The organism is Mucilaginibacter sp. P2_A5, from assembly GCF_056404995.1.
Genome location: NZ_JBFUCY010000001.1, coordinates 313,500 through 330,218, shown reverse-complemented (window position 1 = coordinate 330,218; position 16,719 = coordinate 313,500). Strand labels below are relative to the sequence as shown.

The window sequence follows — 16,719 nt, the reverse complement described above, 5'->3', positions numbered from 1 at the left end:
TTGCATGTCATGCCCGTTTTTTTCAGGATCATCCTGATGGTCACTCGCAATAACGGGTATTAAATCGTTTTAGGCCTTGTTATTGTTTTTAACAACTCCGCCGTCACTTTATCAGATGTAATACCCTCCGCCTCGGCTTTAAAGTTCATCAAAATGCGGTGCCTCAACACAGCCGGGGCCATAGCGTGGATATCTTCCATCAAAACGGAGTAACGTCCTTTTAATAATGCCCGTGCTTTGGCAGTTAAAATTAGCGCCTGCCCTGCCCGCGGGCCTGCTCCCCAGCGCACCCATTCTTTTACATAGCTTACGGTAGTGGTATCAGGGCGGGTGGAGCGGATTACCTGGCTCACGTATTTTACCAGGTCTTCGCTTATAGTAACCTGCCTTACCAGGGCCTGGGCCTGAATAATCTCTTCGGCGGTTATTACTGCTTTAACATCGGCTTTTTTGGTGCCGGTAGTTCGGTTCAGTACTTCAAATTCTTCCTGCTCGGTTGGGTATCCAATTTTTATCAGCAATAAAAAACGGTCTAACTGGGCTTCAGGCAATGGGTAAGTGCCGGCCTGTTCAATGGGGTTTTGCGTAGCAAGGATAAAAAAAGGCTTATCCAATGGATAGGTTTGGCCACCGTAGGTTACCTCAAACTCCTGCATCGCTTCCAGCAATGCCGATTGCGTTTTGGGCGGTGTACGGTTAATTTCATCGGCCAGGATGATATTGGCAAACAATGGTCCTTTATTAAATTTAAAGAAACGCTTACCTGTAGCATGGTCTTCTTCCAGTATTTCGGTGCCTATGATATCTGTCGGCATCAAATCGGGGGTAAACTGGATGCGCCTGAAGGCCAGGTGCAGGGCTTGCGACATGGTTTTCACGATGAGTGTTTTGGCCAGGCCGGGCACGCCTTCCAACAGGCAGTGGCCTCCGGCTAAAAATGCCACCAGCAACTCGTCCAGTATAGCATCCTGCCCTACTATTACCTTTTGAATTTCGCCTTTTAAAGCAGGCAATTTGGCAAGCAGCGCTTTTATATTATTTTCGGTCAGTTCCAACTTAATACGTTTTAATGTACTCTCACAATATATTACCCTTTTGAGTAACTTTCACTATTTTTTATTAAAAATTAAATAAAGTATCCAAAACTTTACAAGCAATGCAAACAAATGTAGCATCAGCATAAAATATTGTACTACTTTTAAGGTTTTAAAACAGGATGTCTTTCAGCGGAAAATTTACGTTCACCAGGTTAAGTTACCACTCGGGCGATTGGGATACCGATCAGCGCATGCCATCAAACCTGCTTAATTCCCTGTTGGAGTATACCACCATCCCCATCGATCTGCAGGAAAAAGTGATCCCCCTGAGCAGCGACGATATTTTCTTATATCCCTTTTGCTACCTGAGCGGCCACAAGCTTGTGCAGTTTGATACCAAAGAACGGGCGAATTTTAAAAAATACGCAGAGAATGGCGGTTTTATTTTTGTGGACGATTGTAACCATGATATAGACGGTCTTTTTGCCAAATCATTCGAAGCACAAATGACTGCTTTGTTTGGCCCAAACGCGTTAAAGAAGATCCCCAACAACCATAAAATATACCACTCCTTTTTCTCTTTTGACAAAGGCCCCCCTACCACCAGTTTTGAGTTAAACGGCTGGGGCGACGACCTGGTGCATGATTACCTGAAGGCCATTGAAATTAATGGCCGCATTGCTGTTTTGTACAGCAGTAAGGATTATGGTTGCGAATGGGACTATGATTATAGGAACAAGCGTTTCCTGGCCGAAGATAATACCAAGTTTGGGGTAAATATTATAATGTACGCGTTAAATAATTGATCATTTTATTTGATTGGATTTGAATTTTTCGTTAATTTCCCGAAACCTAAACACGGATAATTAATGATAAACGAATACTACATTTTAAAGCATGGCCAACAGGACGGTCCTTATACACATACCCAGTTGATGGATATGAATGTCGAAGCTGATGATTTTCTGTTATCGCCATTAGCTGAAGGCTTGCAACGCGCGGGTGATTTACCCGAATTCCAGGAATACTTTATAGCGAACGGCATATATCTGCCTAATCAATACAATGTCGCGAGTTTTTGGTGGAGGTTACTTGCTTATGTTATTGATTATATAATTGTGATGCTTGGCCTGATGTTATTAGCAACAGCATCCGGTGCTTTAAGCGAGTTGCTTCATAGTCCTGTTGATTTTGAATCGCAGGAAGTTGACCTTTTATTGAGATTTGTAATTATCCTGGCGCTTATCGCGTATAATTCAATATTTGAAGCTACCACGATGCAGGGCAGCATCGGAAAATTAATTTGTAAGCTTATTGTTGTTGACGCGGACGGCGAACGATTGACTTTTGGCAAAGCCTTATCCCGTAATTTCAGCAAAATCCTTTCAAGCCTGCTTTGCTGCATCGGCTTTTTAACCGTTTTATGGAACCCCATGCGCCAGGCCTGGCATGACCAGATAGCAAAGACGTATGTAATAAGAAAATCTTAAGATAATCCGTAACAAATCACACGATCTTGCTTCAAACACTTAAATATTCAAACTTCGCTCATTATATTTAGGACTTAAAACTGACTGACCTTGAAAAGAAAAGATTTCCTTTACCTAACCGGAATGGGCATTAGTGCATCCATGCTTAGCAGGATCCCCGTTTTCGGTTCGCCCGTTTTGCCCGGCCATGATATGAGCCCGGTTGACGTGGCCCTTAAAAAACGAATGGCCGATGTGGTTTTAAATGCCGCCCGGTCAAAAGGCGCCACTTATACCGATGTGCGCATAGGCCGCTACCTTAACCAGTTTGTGGTAACCCGCGAAAACAAGGTTGAAAATATAGTTGATACCCAATCGTACGGTATGGGTATCCGCGTTATTGCCAACGGTTGCTGGGGTTTTGCCGCTACAGATAAGCTGGATAACGACAGCATAGCCAAAGCAGCCGAGCTTGCCGTAGCTATCGCCAAAGAAAACGCCCGCATCCAAACCGACCCGGTGCAGTTGGTGCCTCAAAAGGGCCATGGCGAAGTAAGCTGGAAAACGCCGATTGAGCGCAACGCGTTTGAAGTGCCGATGAAAGAAAAAACAGATTTACTGCTATCTGTAAATGATGCAGCCATGAAAGGCGGCGCCAATTATGTAAACTCTATCCTGTTTTTAGTAAACGAGCAAAAATACTTTGCATCGACCGATGGTTCATATATCGACCAGGATATCCACCGCATCTGGCCGTTATTCGCCGTTACTAAAATTGATGCTAAAACCGGCAAATTTGAAACACGCCAGTCGTTAAGCGCACCACGCGGCATGGGTTATGAATACATGACCCCACGCGAAAGCGATAAGATAAAAGGTGTAACAACCCTTTATAAAGACAGGTATGATATGCTGGAAGATGCCCGCGCGGCAGCTACCCAGGCCGATCAAAAGCTGAAAGCAAAATCTGTTGAAGCCGGTAAATACGATTTGGTTTTAGATCCAAGCCACCTTTGGTTAACCATCCACGAATCTGTTGGCCACCCCACCGAGCTTGACCGCGTATTAGGTTACGAAGCCAACTTTGCAGGTACCAGCTTCCTTACGCTGGATAAATGGGAATCAAAAAAATTCAACTTCGGCAGCAAAAATGTAAACATTGTGGCCGATAAAACCCAGGTTGGTTCGCTTGGCGCCGTGGGTTATGATGATGAAGGTGTTGAGGCAAAAAAATGGGATATTATTAAAGACGGCGTTTTGGTTAACTACCAGGCTATCCGCGACCAGGCACATATTATCGGTTTAAAAGAATCGCAGGGCTGCTGTTATTCGCAAAGCTGGCAGGATGTGCAATTCCAGCGTATGGCCAACATATCGTTACAGCCGGGTAAAGTGCCTATGGGCGTAAATGATATGATCAAAAACGTAGAAAAAGGCATTTATATCATTGGCGATAGTTCGTTCTCGATAGATCAGCAGCGGTATAACTTCCAGTTTAGTGGTCAGCTGTATTATGAGATCAAAAATGGCAAAATCGTGGGTATGCTGAATGATGTGGCTTACCAATCAAACACGCAGGAGTTTTGGAACTCATGTGCCGCGGTATGCGATGCCAATGATTATCGTTTGGGTGGCTCGTTCTTTGACGGTAAAGGCCAGCCTATGCAGGCCAGCGCCGTATCACACGGATCGTCTACGGCATTATTTAAAGGAGTTAACGTAATTAATACAGCAAGAAAAATTTAATATATGGCAATTTTAACAGAAGATGAATGCCGCGCGATATTAAAAAAGGCGCTGGGCTATTCAAAAGCCGATGAATGCGAGATCAACTTTGGCGGATCAGACTCGGGTAATATCAGGTATGCCCGCAATACAGTATCTACCAGTGGTTCGTTAAGCCAAACCAGTATGGTTATTTCATCAGCATTTGGCAAAAAACTGGGTGTGGTAACCACCAACGAATATGATGATGCTTCAGTTGAAAAAGCTGTTCGCTTATCCGAAGAGCTGGCACAGCTGGCGCCCGAAAACCCGGAATTTGTATCCTTTTTAGGCCCGCAAACTTACGCCCCCCGGTCAAAAACCTTTGTACCCGAAACAGCGGCTATTACCCCTGCCCTGCGTACAGATATGGTGGGCAAAAGCCTGGATACCGCAAAAGAAAACAAGCTGATAGCAGCGGGCTTTTTGCAAAACAGCGCGGGCTTTAGCTCGATGATGAATTCGCACGGGTTATTTGCTTATAATACATCCACAGATGTTAACTTCTCGGTAACCTTACGCTCCGAGGATGGCACCGGGTCGGGTTACTCAAGCAAAGGTTATAACGAACTGAGCAAACTGGATACACTGGCGCTTACCAAAATTGCTGCCAAAAAAGCCACCGGCTCCAAAGGCGCCAAAGCTATTGAACCAGGAAAATATACAGTGATATTAGAACCTGCAGCCGGTATTGTATTGCTTGAGCAATTATACGGCGGACTGGATGCCCGCAGCGCGGATGAAGGCCGCAGCTTTTTGAGCAAACCAGGAGGCAAAACCAAACTTGGCGAAAAAATGGTAGATGAAAGGGTGAATATTTACTCTGATCCGTCGCACCCGGATTTGCCAACCGGCAGCTGGGCCGGCGATGGACAGCCACAGATAAAAAGAAGCTGGATTGAAAAAGGTGTGGTAAAAAACTTTACCTATTCGCGTTACTGGGCCCAAAAGCAAGGTGTTAAATCTATACCTAATCCCGATGGTATCATTATGGAGGGCGGCAATGCTACTTTGGAAGAATTGATAAAAGGTACCGAAAAAGGAATTTTGGTTACCCGCCTGTGGTATATCCGCCCGGTTGACCCGCAAACGCTATTGTTTACCGGCCTTACCCGCGATGGTACGTTTTACATCGAGAACGGACAAATCAAATTCCCGATCAAGAACCTGCGATTTAATGAAAGCCCGGTAATTATGCTTAATAACCTGGATGCCTTAGGTAAATCGGAGCGTACCGTAAGTGGCGAATCGGGCCAAAACGCGTTGATCCCCCCTATGCGGATCCGTGATTTTACGTTTACTTCGCTATCAGATGCGGTGTAGAGATAGGATAGTAGTGAGTGGTTGATTGGGTTTATTAAGTGAGTGGTTTTTGAACACCTCGCATCTTTAATCTTATCAGCTACTCGCTTAATCAACTATCGACCGACCAAGCCCGGCACTATTAAATGTCGGGCTTGGTTATTTAGGTGACTTATGTTAAAGACTTTAACTATACTCAATTTCTGTTTTACTTAAATGAGAAGAAAAGACGACATTCTTTGGAAAGGGATTCTTGAAGATGTTTTTGACGATTTTTTGCGGTTTGTAAATCCAGACGCCAGTGCTGTATTTGACCTGGACAAGGGCTTCGAATTCTTGGATAAAGAGTTGGAGCAGGTTTTCCCGCCCGAAAACGACGAGTACTCACCAAAGGTGATTGATAAGCTGGTTAAGGTTTTTACCAAATCCGGCAAAGAGGAATGGATTTTGGTGCACGTGGAAGTGCAGGGCCAATATCAAAAAGATTTTGCCAACCGCATGTATACTTACTTTTACCGGATACTGGATAAATATCAAAAGCCCATAGTAGCCTACGCCATATTTACCGAAGCCAATACCAAAGAAAGACCAAACCATTTTGCCATAGACTTTATGGGTACCAGCTTACGTTATACGTTTAACACCTACAAAATAGCCAGCCAAAGCGATGAAGCATTGCAAGCCAGCGATAACCCTTTCGCCCTGGTAGTGCTTACGGCAAAGGCGGCGCTTGCAGGCAAAGACCTAAAAAGCAGCATGGAACGTGACGAACTGCTCCTGAATTTAAAGCTTAACCTGACCAGGCTATTGCTGGCCAAACAGATAGCGAAGGAAAAGATAAGGGTACTGATGAATTTTTTAAGGTATTACATACGCTTTGAAAATCAGGATATAAACACTAAATTTGAACAACAGGTAGAAATTTTAACAGAAAGGAACAACACCATGGGCTTAGAAGAACTTTTATTGGACAGGGCCGAGAAGAAAGGTGAAAGAAAAGGTGAAAAAAGAGGCGAAATAAAGGGTGAGAAAAAAGGTGAATATCAAAAGGCTCTTGAAATAGCCCGCGAACTCAAAAAAGAAGGCTTAACTTCAGCATTTATATCTAAAACCACAAAGCTTTCTGTTGAGGAAATAGAAAAACTATAAGAAACCGCCGTAAACATTCAAAAACACCACTCCTATTGTACGCCGGTTAATTATAATTAGCTTGAATTCATCACGATAAATTTAATAGAATAATTACCACCATGGGTCTCGAAGAACTTTTATTAGAATTGGCTGAAAAAAGAGGTGAAAAAAAAGGACGGCGCGAAGGTGAAAAAAAAGGACAGCGCGAAGGTGAAAAAGCAATGGCTATTGCTGTTGCCCGTGAATTAAAAAAAGAAGGCTTCCCTGTTGCCCAGATCGAAAAATACACTCAGCTTTCGGTTCGAAAAATAGAAAAGCTATAGCAACGCGCTCTAAAGTTATAATCATCTTAGGAAGCCGCCGAGCTTTTTTACCGTCTATTTCCTCCACTATTACTTACAAGCTTTCGCGTCCCTTGCTTATATCTATAACTACCAGAAACGCACGTAAATAGCAGACAGAAACAGCAATATTACTGCGATAAGCACTATCGACGACGATTTCAATTTAAACATCCCTTTATCAACCTCGATAGATTTGGCATTAACCGCCGGCCCTGTTAAGCTTACCAAAACCATCACTAAAAAAGTTGTCAGGAAGGACCAGCCGAGGCATATGAAAAAAGGAATTTCATAAACACCAGCAGCGTTTTTAAAGGCTGAATATAACAAGGTTTCGGGGCCGAATACCCCAACCGCAAACTGGTTGAAAAATACAGATGCTGCAAATCCTGTCAGGATACCAACAATAGCGGCCTCGCCTGTGGTACGTTTCCAAAACATGCCTAATAGAAATGTAGCTAACACACCGGGGCTCACAAAGCTGCTGTATTTTTGAACAAAGGTGTAACCACCTTCGCCACTGATGCCCAGCATATCGTTCCAGGTAAAGGCTACGGCAATTACAAGGCTGCACACAATCGCTATCCTGCCTACCCAAACCATATTGCGCTCGGTAGCTTTGATGCTCATGTAGTTTTTATAAACATCCAGCGTAAAAATGGTAGATATACTGTTTACTTTACCCGCAATGGATGCCACAATAGCCGCCGTTAAAACTGCAAGTGATAAACCTTTTAAGCCCGAAGGCAAAAAGGATAATATGGCCGAGTAAGCGCCGTCTTTTTTGCCGCCAACAAGCATTGGCAAATCGCCATGTTTGTATAGCACAAAGGCTACAATGCCCGGCAGCATTACAATAACCGGCATCAGGATTTTAAGCAAACTGGCAAACAGGATGCCCGTACGGGCAGTATGCAAATTGGCTCCCAGTGCGCGCTGCGTTATATATTGGTTACAGCCCCAATAGTTAAGGTTGCTTATCCACTGGCCACCCGCATACATGGCAAAGCCGGGGAGTATTAAGTATTTACTTATGGTTTCTATCGATGCGCCATGGGCAGGCTTTTTAAAGATGAGGTGAAAATGATCGGGCGAGTCTTTCAGGATCAGTTTTAAACCGGTAAGCGCGTTTTGGCCGAAACCAAATTTATCACTCACAATAGTTAACGATAAATACGTTATGGCAAGCCCGCCAATAATGAGCACCGCAACCTGCACCACATCGGTATAACCAACTACCTGCATACCGCCAAGCGCAATGATTACTCCAAATATGGCCAGGCCAATCATAATTTCATGTAAATACCCCCCACCAAGCAGGCCGTTAATGGCCAATGCGCCAAGGTATAAAATGGCGGTAAGGTTAATAAATATGTACAACGCCAGCCAGAATATCGACATTACCAGCGCCACGCCGCTGTTATACCTGTCTTTCAGGAACTGCGGCATGGTGTAAATTTTGTTTTTGATATACACCGGCATAAAAAACACCGCTACGATGATCAGCGTGGCTGCGCCCAGCCATTCGTAAACGGCTACGGCGATGCCGGCAAAAAAACCATCGCCGCTCATGCCTATAAATTGCTCGGCCGAAATATTGGACGCTATAATAGATGCGCCGATAGCCCACCAGGTGAGTGAACCTTCGGCCAGGAAAAAGCTGTGCGAACTGGAATTAGTTTCTGCTTTCTTACGGCGATAAACCATGTAGCCATACACGGAAACCAAAATAAAATAAGTGAAAAATACGATCAGATCGCCTATGGAAATGTGCTTCAGCATGATTGTTTTTGCAATGGGAATTAGGTTATACCCGGTTCAATTCTCAAATCTATAAAATAAAATGGACTGGCAATGGTTTACGCTTATCAAATGTCAATAACACAGCTTTAGTAAGCTGTTTAACGTTATAATATCCACCAATACATCCTCTCGGGGTATTTCTTTTAACTTGCTCATAAGTTTATAATTTTATTAAAGGAAATGCAATTGGTAAACAGTTCCTTATGGCTATAAAATCCAAACATGCTTAATTACTGCTATACATTTAGCAAAATCATATTATTTATTTGCTTAAACGTTTAACATCTTCGAAATTTATTTTTTTATCTGGCCCTGAGTTTTACATTTGATACCCGGGGATAAACTTCCGTGAAGATATGGCGACAGAACCGATTTTAAATTCAACAATAACCTGCCCGAATTGTGGTTTTCAACAAGAAGAACTGATGCCGGTGGATTCCTGCCAGTATTTTTATTCCTGTAAACATTGCGAAGCCTATTTAAAACCCCTTCCTGGAGATTGTTGTGTTTTTTGCAGTTATGGTTCGGTTAAGTGCCCACCTATACAGCAGGGAACTTCATGCTGTGGCCATTAAACTACAACATTTGCAGCATATGGTTGTAGCTAAGCGCAATCTACCTACCCTAAGAATAATTTTAACAAATTTATATATAATTGAATATCCATGGCCAGCGAACCCAAAAGCGATAAAATAGACATGAAGACACTGGCCAAAGTGCTCAATGTATCTATCGCCACTGTATCAAAAGCCCTTAGGGATAGTCATGACATCGGCCCCGAAACAAAGCTGAAAGTGATTGAAGCCGCCCGTAAACTTAATTACGTGCCCAACCCCTATGCCAGCAGTCTCCGTAAAAAAGCCAGCAACACCATCGCTATTATTATCCCCGAAATTGCCGACAGCTTTTTTAGCCAGGCCATTAATGGGATAGAAAGTATAGTAGCCATAAAAAAATACCATACGCTGATTTACCTTACCCATGACAGCTACGAACGCGAAGCCTACATGTTTACTGAGCTGGCCAGCGGCCGGGTTGATGGGGTAATTATGTCAGTAGCCAGCAATACCGAAGATACCAGCCACATTAAAACCCTGCAGCAGGCGGGCGTGCCCATCGTATTTTTCGACCGGGTTTTTGACGACCTGAATTCGGTAAAGATCACCACCGACGACATGCACAGCGCCTACATAGCTACCAACCATTTGCTGGATGCAGGTTGTAAAAACATCTCGCTCGTTACCATCAAAGGTTATCCCTCCATCCTATCGGCCAGGGAACAAGGCTATAAAAAGGCGCTGGCCGAACGGGGAATCCAGCTAAAGGAAACGGGCATTGTTACCTGTTCAAATAAGTACAACAACGAAAATGTTGAAGTAATAAAAGAACACCTCAGGCTTCAAAAGCCCGACGGCATTATTGCAACGGTTGAGCACCTGGCAACATCAACCTACCTTGCCTGCAATGAACTAAAACTAAATATCCCACAGGATGTTAAAGTGGTTTGCTTTACCAACCAGATAACGGCCCCCATCCTAAACCCGCCGCTCACAACCATTTTGCAACCAGCTTTTGATATGGGCAAAAAAGCCGCGCAATTATTATTTGACCATTTGGCCGGCAAAGCCGTTGAAAACAACAAGGAGATAGTTTTACCCTCAACCCTGGTGGTAAGGGGCTCTTCAATTAGTGATTTAGTGAATTAGTGATTTATTGATTTTCGGATTGCGAAAGATCGAATCAAAAAAACAAGCTATACGATTTAAATTCAATAAACCTTCTCGTAAAACGGGCGATGCCTGCGGCCCCGGGCTGTCTGTTCATACGCCTTCAGGGCATTACACACGGGCCGGTATCCACGCCCATCCCTATCGCAAATCTATCTGAACCTGGATTCCATCAGATTAATCAGATTGCCGGACCTTTTACATTTAAGGACGAAACAAAGTTGACATTGATGAAGATTGTTTTAACTATTTAACATAATCCCACTCACAACTCACTACTCACTACTCACAACTCACAACTCACTACTCACTACTCACAACTCACAACTCACAACTCACAACTCACAACTCACTACTACCCACCATACACCAGCTTCCCGTTCACTATAGTTGCCTGGATATTTATCTGCTCATCAAATATGGCAATGTCGGCATCAAGGCCCTCTACCAAAGCGCCTTTCCGGTCATCTACCCCCATAATGGTCGCAGGGTTTTTGGTCATCATTTTTATGGCTTCGGGCAGCGGCACATCGGCCATTGTCATCATCGTACGTACCAGCCTGTCGCAAGTGGCCACACTGCCGGCAAATGAGCTGCGGTCGGGCAGTTTGGCTACGCCGTTTTCCACAATCACTTTTAAACCGGTATCCTTATTACCCAGTACACTATCGCCCTCCGGCATACCCGCCGCCCGCATGGCATCGGTGATGAGCGCTATCCTATCAGGCCCTTTAATTTTGTAAACCAATTTTAATAAGGGCGCTGGCAAATGAATACCATCGGCAATAACCTCCACATCCATCGCATCTATTAAAAAAGCGGCTTCAATAACCCCGGCGTAACGGTAAGCATTGCGCCTGGTTACACCCGACATGCCAGAGTATAAATGCGTTGCAAGCGTGTAACCGTTTTCAAAAGCTACGGCAACTTCCTCGTAAATAGCATCGGTATGGGCCAAAGCTGGCATGATACCATTGGCCTGAAGGTATTTGGCAAATTTAATTGCACCTGGCAGCTCCGGCGCGGCGCTCCAGCGTTTGATCGCTTTGGAGTAAGCAATAATCTCTTTATACTCCTCCTCGTCAGGATTGCGAATATAGCGCGGGTCCTGTGCACCGCGCTGGTTCATGGCAAAGTATGGGCCTTCCAGGTGCATACCTAAAAATTGGGCGCCCATGGTATTTTTAACGTCGGCTGTGGCGTACAAATCCAGTGTTTTAAGCAGGTCGGCCTTCTCGGCAGTTAATGTTGTGGGCACCATGGCTGTGGTGCCATAGCGGGCATGCGTGCGGGCTATCTCCAGGAAAGCGTCCTCGTTGCCATCCATAAAATCGTGGCCACCGCCGCCATGCACATGGATATCAATAAACCCCGGCGAAACATAGCTACCATGGGCATCAATTACCAGGGCATCCGGTGCGTCGATATCGCGTTGGGATATAGCCGTTATTTTTGTTTGGTTGATGAGGATAGTGCCGTTAACGACGCCCTTGGGCGTGATGATACGGCTATTTGTGATCTTTAATTGCTTGTTCATTTGCTGATAGGCCTACAAGTTAAGCTGATTTGGCGAAACTTAAAGTATCAGCATTAAAAAAGTAACGGTGAGTAATTAAGCGGTTATACTTACAGCTTTTAAAAACTGTCAGGTGTTCCTGAGTAGCAAAATTTCGGAAAACTCTAAAGGGGGGATTACAAACCGACGAAAGACTTACGAAGTTTTTAAAACTTCGTAAGTCTGGTATTTACAATTTGTAACGCGCCCAAAGCCGGACGGGTTACACACCCAAATCCTGCATAATGGCATCAATTTTGGCTTCCAGTTGCTTGTCGGTATCGGCGTAAGCTTCTTTGCTGGCCAGTTTGCCGTTAACACTGCAATAAAATTTGATCTTAGGCTCGGTACCTGATGGGCGGGCAGATATAATGCTGCCGTCTTCGGTAATAAATTGCAATACATCCGAGGTAGGCAGTTCTATAGCTTTGGTGGTGTTGGTATTCAGGTCGGTTTCTACCTGGAACTCGTAATCCTTTAAAGTAACCACCTTCGATCCGCCTAAAGTTGCCGGCGGGTTTTTCCTGAATGTTTCCATCATGGCTTTAATTTCTTCGGCACCGGTTTTTCCTTTTTTGGTAATCGATATCAGTTTCTCTTTGTAGAAGCCGTATTGCACATAAGTATCAATCAGGGCCTCAAACAAGCTGCTGCCTTTGTCTTTGTAATAGGCCGTCATTTCGGCTATAAAGGCGCTTGATACTACCGCGTCTTTGTCGCGCACCAATTCGCCTATTAAATAACCATAGCTTTCCTCGCCGCCGCCAATAAAGGTTTGTTTGCCTTCAAAATGGGTCATTAGCTCGCCAATGTATTTAAAGCCGGTTAACGTATTATAGCAGGTTACATTTTTGGCTTTGGCTATGGTATCAATAAGGTTTGATGTTACAATGGTTTTAACAATGTATTCATTACCGGTAAGCTTACCTTTTTCTTCCCATGCTGTTAACAGGTAGTTGATGAGCATACAGCCGGTTTGGTTACCGTTAAGCAGTATAAACTCATTAGCTGTATTTTTTACGGCAATGCCTACACGGTCGGCATCTGGGTCGGTAGCTAAAACCAGGTCGGCATCGGTTTCCTGGGCTTTTTTTAAAGCCAGGGTTAAAGCTTCTTTTTCTTCGGGGTTTGGATATACCACCGTTGGGAAATTTCCGTCGGGCGTGGTTTGTTCATCTACCAGGATCACATTCTCAAAACCAAAGCGTTTCAATGCTTGTGGCACCAGGGTAATACCTGTGCCGTGGATTGGCGAATAAACAATTTTTAAATCTTTTTGGCGCTTGATGGCCTCGGGCGAGATGGATAATTTAGTGATCCCTTCTAAATAAAGTTCGTCAACTTCCTCGCCTATCTCCTCAATGTTTGCATCAACGCGGTTGAATTTAATTTCGTCGATACTGGCTATTTTAGCTACTTCGTCCATAACCGCCTTATCATGCGGCGATACAAACTGGCCGCCATCGGCACCGTATGCTTTGTAACCGTTATACTCTTTAGGGTTATGCGATGCGGTAAGCATCACCCCGCTTTTGCAACCAAAATGGCGTACGGCAAAGGAAAGCTCGGGTGTTGGGCGCAGCGCCTTAAAAAAATAAACATGAATATCATTGGCCGAAAATACCTCGGCGGTAATGTTCGAAAACAGGTCGGCATTGTTGCGGCTGTCGTGAGCTATGGCAACTTTAATTTTTTCGCCGGGGTATGTTTTTTTAAGGTAGTTTGCCAGGCCCTGGGTAGCGGCGCCAATGGTGTACTTATTAATACGGTTTGAGCCGGGGCCCATGGTACCACGCAAGCCGCCGGTACCAAATTCCAGGTCGCGGTAAAACGAGTCGGTTAACTCGGTATAAGCTTTACTGTCTAATAAAGATTGAATTTCCTGTTTAACACCGGCGTCATAATTTCCTTCGAGCCAGGTGTTTACTTTTTTTAGGATGGATGGGTCTAAGTCCTGCATTGGTATATATTTTAAAAGATGATTGGGTTAACCAGTGATTGTAACAAATATGGTAATAAAATGTGTTTTCAAATCGATATCAAAAAAAATGCAGATTAAAACTGCCTGTTACATTTAAGTGGATAAATGTAATATTTTCCTCAATTATCCTTCGTTTTAAAAATATTAATTCACGCCGCTTGTGGATTAAAGTCTATAAGGGCTGTTTAAATCGATGTTGGTGTACTGATGTGTGAAGCGCGTATCCACGCATCATTGCCTGAAGGCGCCGCTCAACTGGAAAAAACAGCACAGTTTTTAGAGGCGTATCACCAAACAATAATGCTTGTCGAAACAAACGAATCAGAGGTGGGAAGGGATGTTGGGGTGACGAAAAACTATCTCTTGAGCGTAGCGAAAAATGCCGAACACCCTGCATTCCGATAAACCCGTCCCGATGCACTGCGTTTAAGATTTCTCTTTCGCGCCCCGCTCTTTCCCATTCAAGCTCTATCGAAATGACATTTTTCTTTTATTTGAAACGTGACACACAATAGCTCCCGAGAGGAAAAACAAAACATAAGAGACCCGTAAAATTAGTCAACCCTCAATTACCCAAGGCCCGGCCCCGGACTTTTTGAGGGTTGACATATAAATAAATCGCCCAAATAACGTGAGCTTTTAAACAAAGTAATAGATATTTATATAGCTTATATTCACCATATTTATAAAGTTTATATAATCTATTAATTTAAACACATTTTTCCTTTTACTTACCACGGCCAACACCAGGCAATAAGCTATCAGCACCATTTGCTTAACGACATTTTAAAACGTTTTACCGGTACCGGAAAACTCGCCTCTCCCATACTTTGTAATCCAAATGTAATCATCAATTAAATTGTAATTTTTATTTTGGAACGATCGTTCCAAAACGATTATCTTTGAGTTATCAAATAAAAACAACAACATTAAAAATAAAAGTCATGAGCAATTTAACAAACAAAGTAGCCGTTGTTACTGGCGGTAACAGCGGTATAGGATATGCCACCGCCAAAGAATTGGCCGCTAAAGGTGCACAGGTAATTATCACCGGCCGTAATGCTGATACGGTAAGCAAAGCAGCCGGAGAACTTGGTGTAACGGGGATTGTATCCGACCAGGCCAGGTTGAGCCAGATAGATAGCCTGGTAGCCCAGGTTAAGGCACAATTCGGCAAGGTAGATATCCTTTTCCTTAACGCAGGTGTGGCCCTGTTTAGCCCGATGGAAACCGCGACCGAAGAGCATTATGATACCATGATGAACCTGAATGTAAAAGGCGTTTACTTTACCGTTCAAAAATTCCTGCCTATTTTAAACGATGGCGGTTCTATCATATTCAATGCATCGGTAAATGCAGCTTTAGGCGCTCCCGATAGCAGTATATACGCAGCAAGCAAAGCAGCCTTGTTATCATTCACTAAGGTATTTGCCCGCGAACTGGCCTCACGTAAAATCCGGGTTAACTCCGTATCGCCAGGTCCGGTTGAAACCCCGCTTTATGGTAAACTGGGCTTAACCGAAGAACAGGTTAGCGGTTTTGGTTCTGTTTTAAGCCAAAGGATTTTGCTTAACCGTTTTGGCAAACCGGAAGAAATTGCAAACGCGGTGAGGTTCCTGGCTTCTGACGATGCCTCTTTTATTACCGGTACCGAACTTACCGTTGATGGCGGATTAACCGTTAATGCCATTATGTATTAATCAACAGATTTCAATTTTTTGCACCTATTATGGAACGATCGTTCCATATAGGTATTTTTGCCTGCGGGAGGATATCATTATGCCAAGGAATAAAGATTTTGATGAAGACGAACTATTAAACAAAGCGGTGAATTTGTTTTGGGATAAAGGCTATTACGCCACATCGGCGCAGGATTTGGTAACCGGCCTTGGCATTGCCCGGTCGAGTATTTACAATACCTACACCGATAAAAAAACACTGTTTACCAAGGCTTTGCAGCAGTACCAGGCCCAAAATACGGGCGCCGTACTTACCCTGCTCAACAATGCCGGCGACCCGGAAGAAGCCATTAAACAAATACTTTATGGCGTTATCCGCGAGAGCGAGGAAGATACCCTGGCTAAAGGCTGCTTTATGGTGAATACGGCAGTCGAACTATCCAGTCACGACAAAGATATAGCAGAACTGGTTGCTAAAAACAACCAAAGCGTGGAAGATGCCCTGACCAGGATTATGGAGAAGGGCCAGCGCGAATGTCAGTTTAGCACCTATTTACATCCCAAAGCGGCCGCGCGGTTTATTTTCAGCACCATTGCCGGCCTCAGGGTATCTGCCCGCAGCGGCGCTGACATGAGCGTGTTGGAGGATGTTGTACGGGTGGCTTTATTCGCTTTGCGCGGAAGATAAAAACGTTAAAAGGAGTGCTTATTTTTTATTCATTTTTGTGCTTTTTTGTAAGTTTTTTGCGCAATTACCAGCGATTTTTAATCCGTTTTTGATCCATATCACTGTATAATCCTGTTTTAATTGCCCGGCGAGAAAAAAGGCCTTTTTCTCGCCGAAGCCCGGGTCATAGGCTGAAAATATTGTCTCGTCCTAAAAAAAGTTTACTCATCTATCGGTTTATCAAAAACCGTAAGTAATTGATT

14 protein-coding genes are annotated in these 16,719 nt (G+C 43.9%); 10 read left to right on the top strand and 4 right to left on the bottom strand.

Annotation, left to right across the window (positions count from 1 at the left end; genetic code table 11):
* Positions 1 to 59 precede the first annotated feature (59 nt).
* Complete coding sequence (locus AC1DXF_RS01330) at positions 60 to 1,055, bottom strand: AAA family ATPase (RefSeq protein WP_477445317.1); 996 nt, start codon at positions 1,053 to 1,055, stop codon at positions 60 to 62.
* Positions 1,056 to 1,216: 161 nt separating this feature from the next.
* On the opposite strand from AC1DXF_RS01330, the gene AC1DXF_RS01325 reads away from it, so the two are divergent.
* From AC1DXF_RS01325 to AC1DXF_RS01300, 6 genes are all read left to right on the top strand, one after another.
* Positions 1,217 to 1,843 carry a DUF4159 domain-containing protein gene (locus AC1DXF_RS01325; RefSeq protein ID WP_477445315.1) on the top strand — a complete coding sequence of 209 codons (627 nt, stop codon included), beginning with the start codon at positions 1,217 to 1,219 and terminating at the stop codon, positions 1,841 to 1,843.
* 63 nt (positions 1,844 to 1,906) lie between these two features.
* Positions 1,907 to 2,527: an RDD family protein gene (locus AC1DXF_RS01320; protein ID WP_477445313.1), complete on the top strand. Its 621-nt coding sequence runs from the start codon at positions 1,907 to 1,909 to the stop codon at positions 2,525 to 2,527.
* A 90-nt stretch (positions 2,528 to 2,617) separates the two neighbouring features.
* Positions 2,618 to 4,252, top strand: coding sequence for a TldD/PmbA family protein (locus AC1DXF_RS01315; RefSeq protein WP_477445311.1), 1,635 nt, complete (start codon positions 2,618 to 2,620; stop codon positions 4,250 to 4,252).
* A gap of 3 nt (positions 4,253 to 4,255) precedes the next feature.
* Positions 4,256 to 5,593, top strand: coding sequence for a TldD/PmbA family protein (locus tag AC1DXF_RS01310; protein WP_477445309.1), 1,338 nt, complete (start codon positions 4,256 to 4,258; stop codon positions 5,591 to 5,593).
* 195 nt (positions 5,594 to 5,788) lie between these two features.
* Complete coding sequence (locus AC1DXF_RS01305) at positions 5,789 to 6,721, top strand: Rpn family recombination-promoting nuclease/putative transposase (RefSeq protein WP_477445307.1); 933 nt, start codon at positions 5,789 to 5,791, stop codon at positions 6,719 to 6,721.
* A 101-nt stretch (positions 6,722 to 6,822) separates the two neighbouring features.
* Complete coding sequence (locus tag AC1DXF_RS01300) at positions 6,823 to 7,026, top strand: hypothetical protein (protein ID WP_477445305.1); 204 nt, start codon at positions 6,823 to 6,825, stop codon at positions 7,024 to 7,026.
* Between the two features lie 108 nt (positions 7,027 to 7,134).
* Here AC1DXF_RS01300 and AC1DXF_RS01295 read toward each other — a convergent pair whose 3' ends face one another.
* A complete protein-coding gene (locus AC1DXF_RS01295; RefSeq protein ID WP_477445303.1) occupies positions 7,135 to 8,826 on the bottom strand; it encodes a sodium:solute symporter family transporter in 1,692 nt (563 codons plus the stop codon).
* A 377-nt stretch (positions 8,827 to 9,203) separates the two neighbouring features.
* Between AC1DXF_RS01295 and AC1DXF_RS01290 the strand changes: the two genes are divergently transcribed.
* Together AC1DXF_RS01290 and AC1DXF_RS01285 are read left to right on the top strand one after the other, a co-directional pair.
* Positions 9,204 to 9,422 (top strand): GDCCVxC domain-containing (seleno)protein, encoded by a 219-nt coding sequence (locus AC1DXF_RS01290; RefSeq protein WP_477368607.1) that lies wholly within the window; start codon positions 9,204 to 9,206, stop codon positions 9,420 to 9,422.
* A 90-nt stretch (positions 9,423 to 9,512) separates the two neighbouring features.
* On the top strand, positions 9,513 to 10,553 hold the full coding sequence (locus AC1DXF_RS01285) for a LacI family DNA-binding transcriptional regulator (RefSeq protein WP_477445301.1): 1,041 nt from the start codon (positions 9,513 to 9,515) through the stop codon (positions 10,551 to 10,553).
* Positions 10,554 to 10,929: 376 nt separating this feature from the next.
* Here AC1DXF_RS01285 and nagA read toward each other — a convergent pair whose 3' ends face one another.
* On the bottom strand, positions 10,930 to 12,111 hold the full coding sequence (gene nagA, locus AC1DXF_RS01280; RefSeq protein WP_477445299.1) for an N-acetylglucosamine-6-phosphate deacetylase: 1,182 nt from the start codon (positions 12,109 to 12,111) through the stop codon (positions 10,930 to 10,932).
* A 241-nt stretch (positions 12,112 to 12,352) separates the two neighbouring features.
* Positions 12,353 to 14,089: a phospho-sugar mutase gene (locus tag AC1DXF_RS01275; protein WP_477445297.1), complete on the bottom strand. Its 1,737-nt coding sequence runs from the start codon at positions 14,087 to 14,089 to the stop codon at positions 12,353 to 12,355.
* 965 nt (positions 14,090 to 15,054) lie between these two features.
* On the opposite strand from AC1DXF_RS01275, the gene AC1DXF_RS01270 reads away from it, so the two are divergent.
* Both AC1DXF_RS01270 and AC1DXF_RS01265 read left to right on the top strand, forming a co-directional pair.
* Positions 15,055 to 15,810 carry a glucose 1-dehydrogenase gene (locus tag AC1DXF_RS01270; RefSeq protein WP_477445295.1) on the top strand — a complete coding sequence of 252 codons (756 nt, stop codon included), beginning with the start codon at positions 15,055 to 15,057 and terminating at the stop codon, positions 15,808 to 15,810.
* Positions 15,811 to 15,889: 79 nt separating this feature from the next.
* A complete protein-coding gene (locus AC1DXF_RS01265) occupies positions 15,890 to 16,477 on the top strand; it encodes a TetR/AcrR family transcriptional regulator (RefSeq protein ID WP_477445293.1) in 588 nt (195 codons plus the stop codon).
* Positions 16,478 to 16,719 lie beyond the last annotated feature (242 nt).

Coding starts and splice junctions, on each gene's coding strand:
- AC1DXF_RS01265 (WP_477445293.1), top strand. CDS start 15,890: ATGCCAAGGAATAAAGATTTTGATGAAGACGAACTATTAAACAAAGCG.
- AC1DXF_RS01275 (WP_477445297.1), bottom strand. CDS start 14,089: ATGCAGGACTTAGACCCATCCATCCTAAAAAAAGTAAACACCTGGCTC.
- AC1DXF_RS01295 (WP_477445303.1), bottom strand. CDS start 8,826: ATGCTGAAGCACATTTCCATAGGCGATCTGATCGTATTTTTCACTTAT.
- AC1DXF_RS01320 (WP_477445313.1), top strand. CDS start 1,907: ATGATAAACGAATACTACATTTTAAAGCATGGCCAACAGGACGGTCCT.
- AC1DXF_RS01290 (WP_477368607.1), top strand. CDS start 9,204: ATGGCGACAGAACCGATTTTAAATTCAACAATAACCTGCCCGAATTGT.
- AC1DXF_RS01285 (WP_477445301.1), top strand. CDS start 9,513: ATGGCCAGCGAACCCAAAAGCGATAAAATAGACATGAAGACACTGGCC.
- AC1DXF_RS01300 (WP_477445305.1), top strand. CDS start 6,823: ATGGGTCTCGAAGAACTTTTATTAGAATTGGCTGAAAAAAGAGGTGAA.
- AC1DXF_RS01310 (WP_477445309.1), top strand. CDS start 4,256: ATGGCAATTTTAACAGAAGATGAATGCCGCGCGATATTAAAAAAGGCG.
- AC1DXF_RS01270 (WP_477445295.1), top strand. CDS start 15,055: ATGAGCAATTTAACAAACAAAGTAGCCGTTGTTACTGGCGGTAACAGC.
- AC1DXF_RS01305 (WP_477445307.1), top strand. CDS start 5,789: ATGAGAAGAAAAGACGACATTCTTTGGAAAGGGATTCTTGAAGATGTT.
- nagA (WP_477445299.1), bottom strand. CDS start 12,111: ATGAACAAGCAATTAAAGATCACAAATAGCCGTATCATCACGCCCAAG.
- AC1DXF_RS01325 (WP_477445315.1), top strand. CDS start 1,217: ATGTCTTTCAGCGGAAAATTTACGTTCACCAGGTTAAGTTACCACTCG.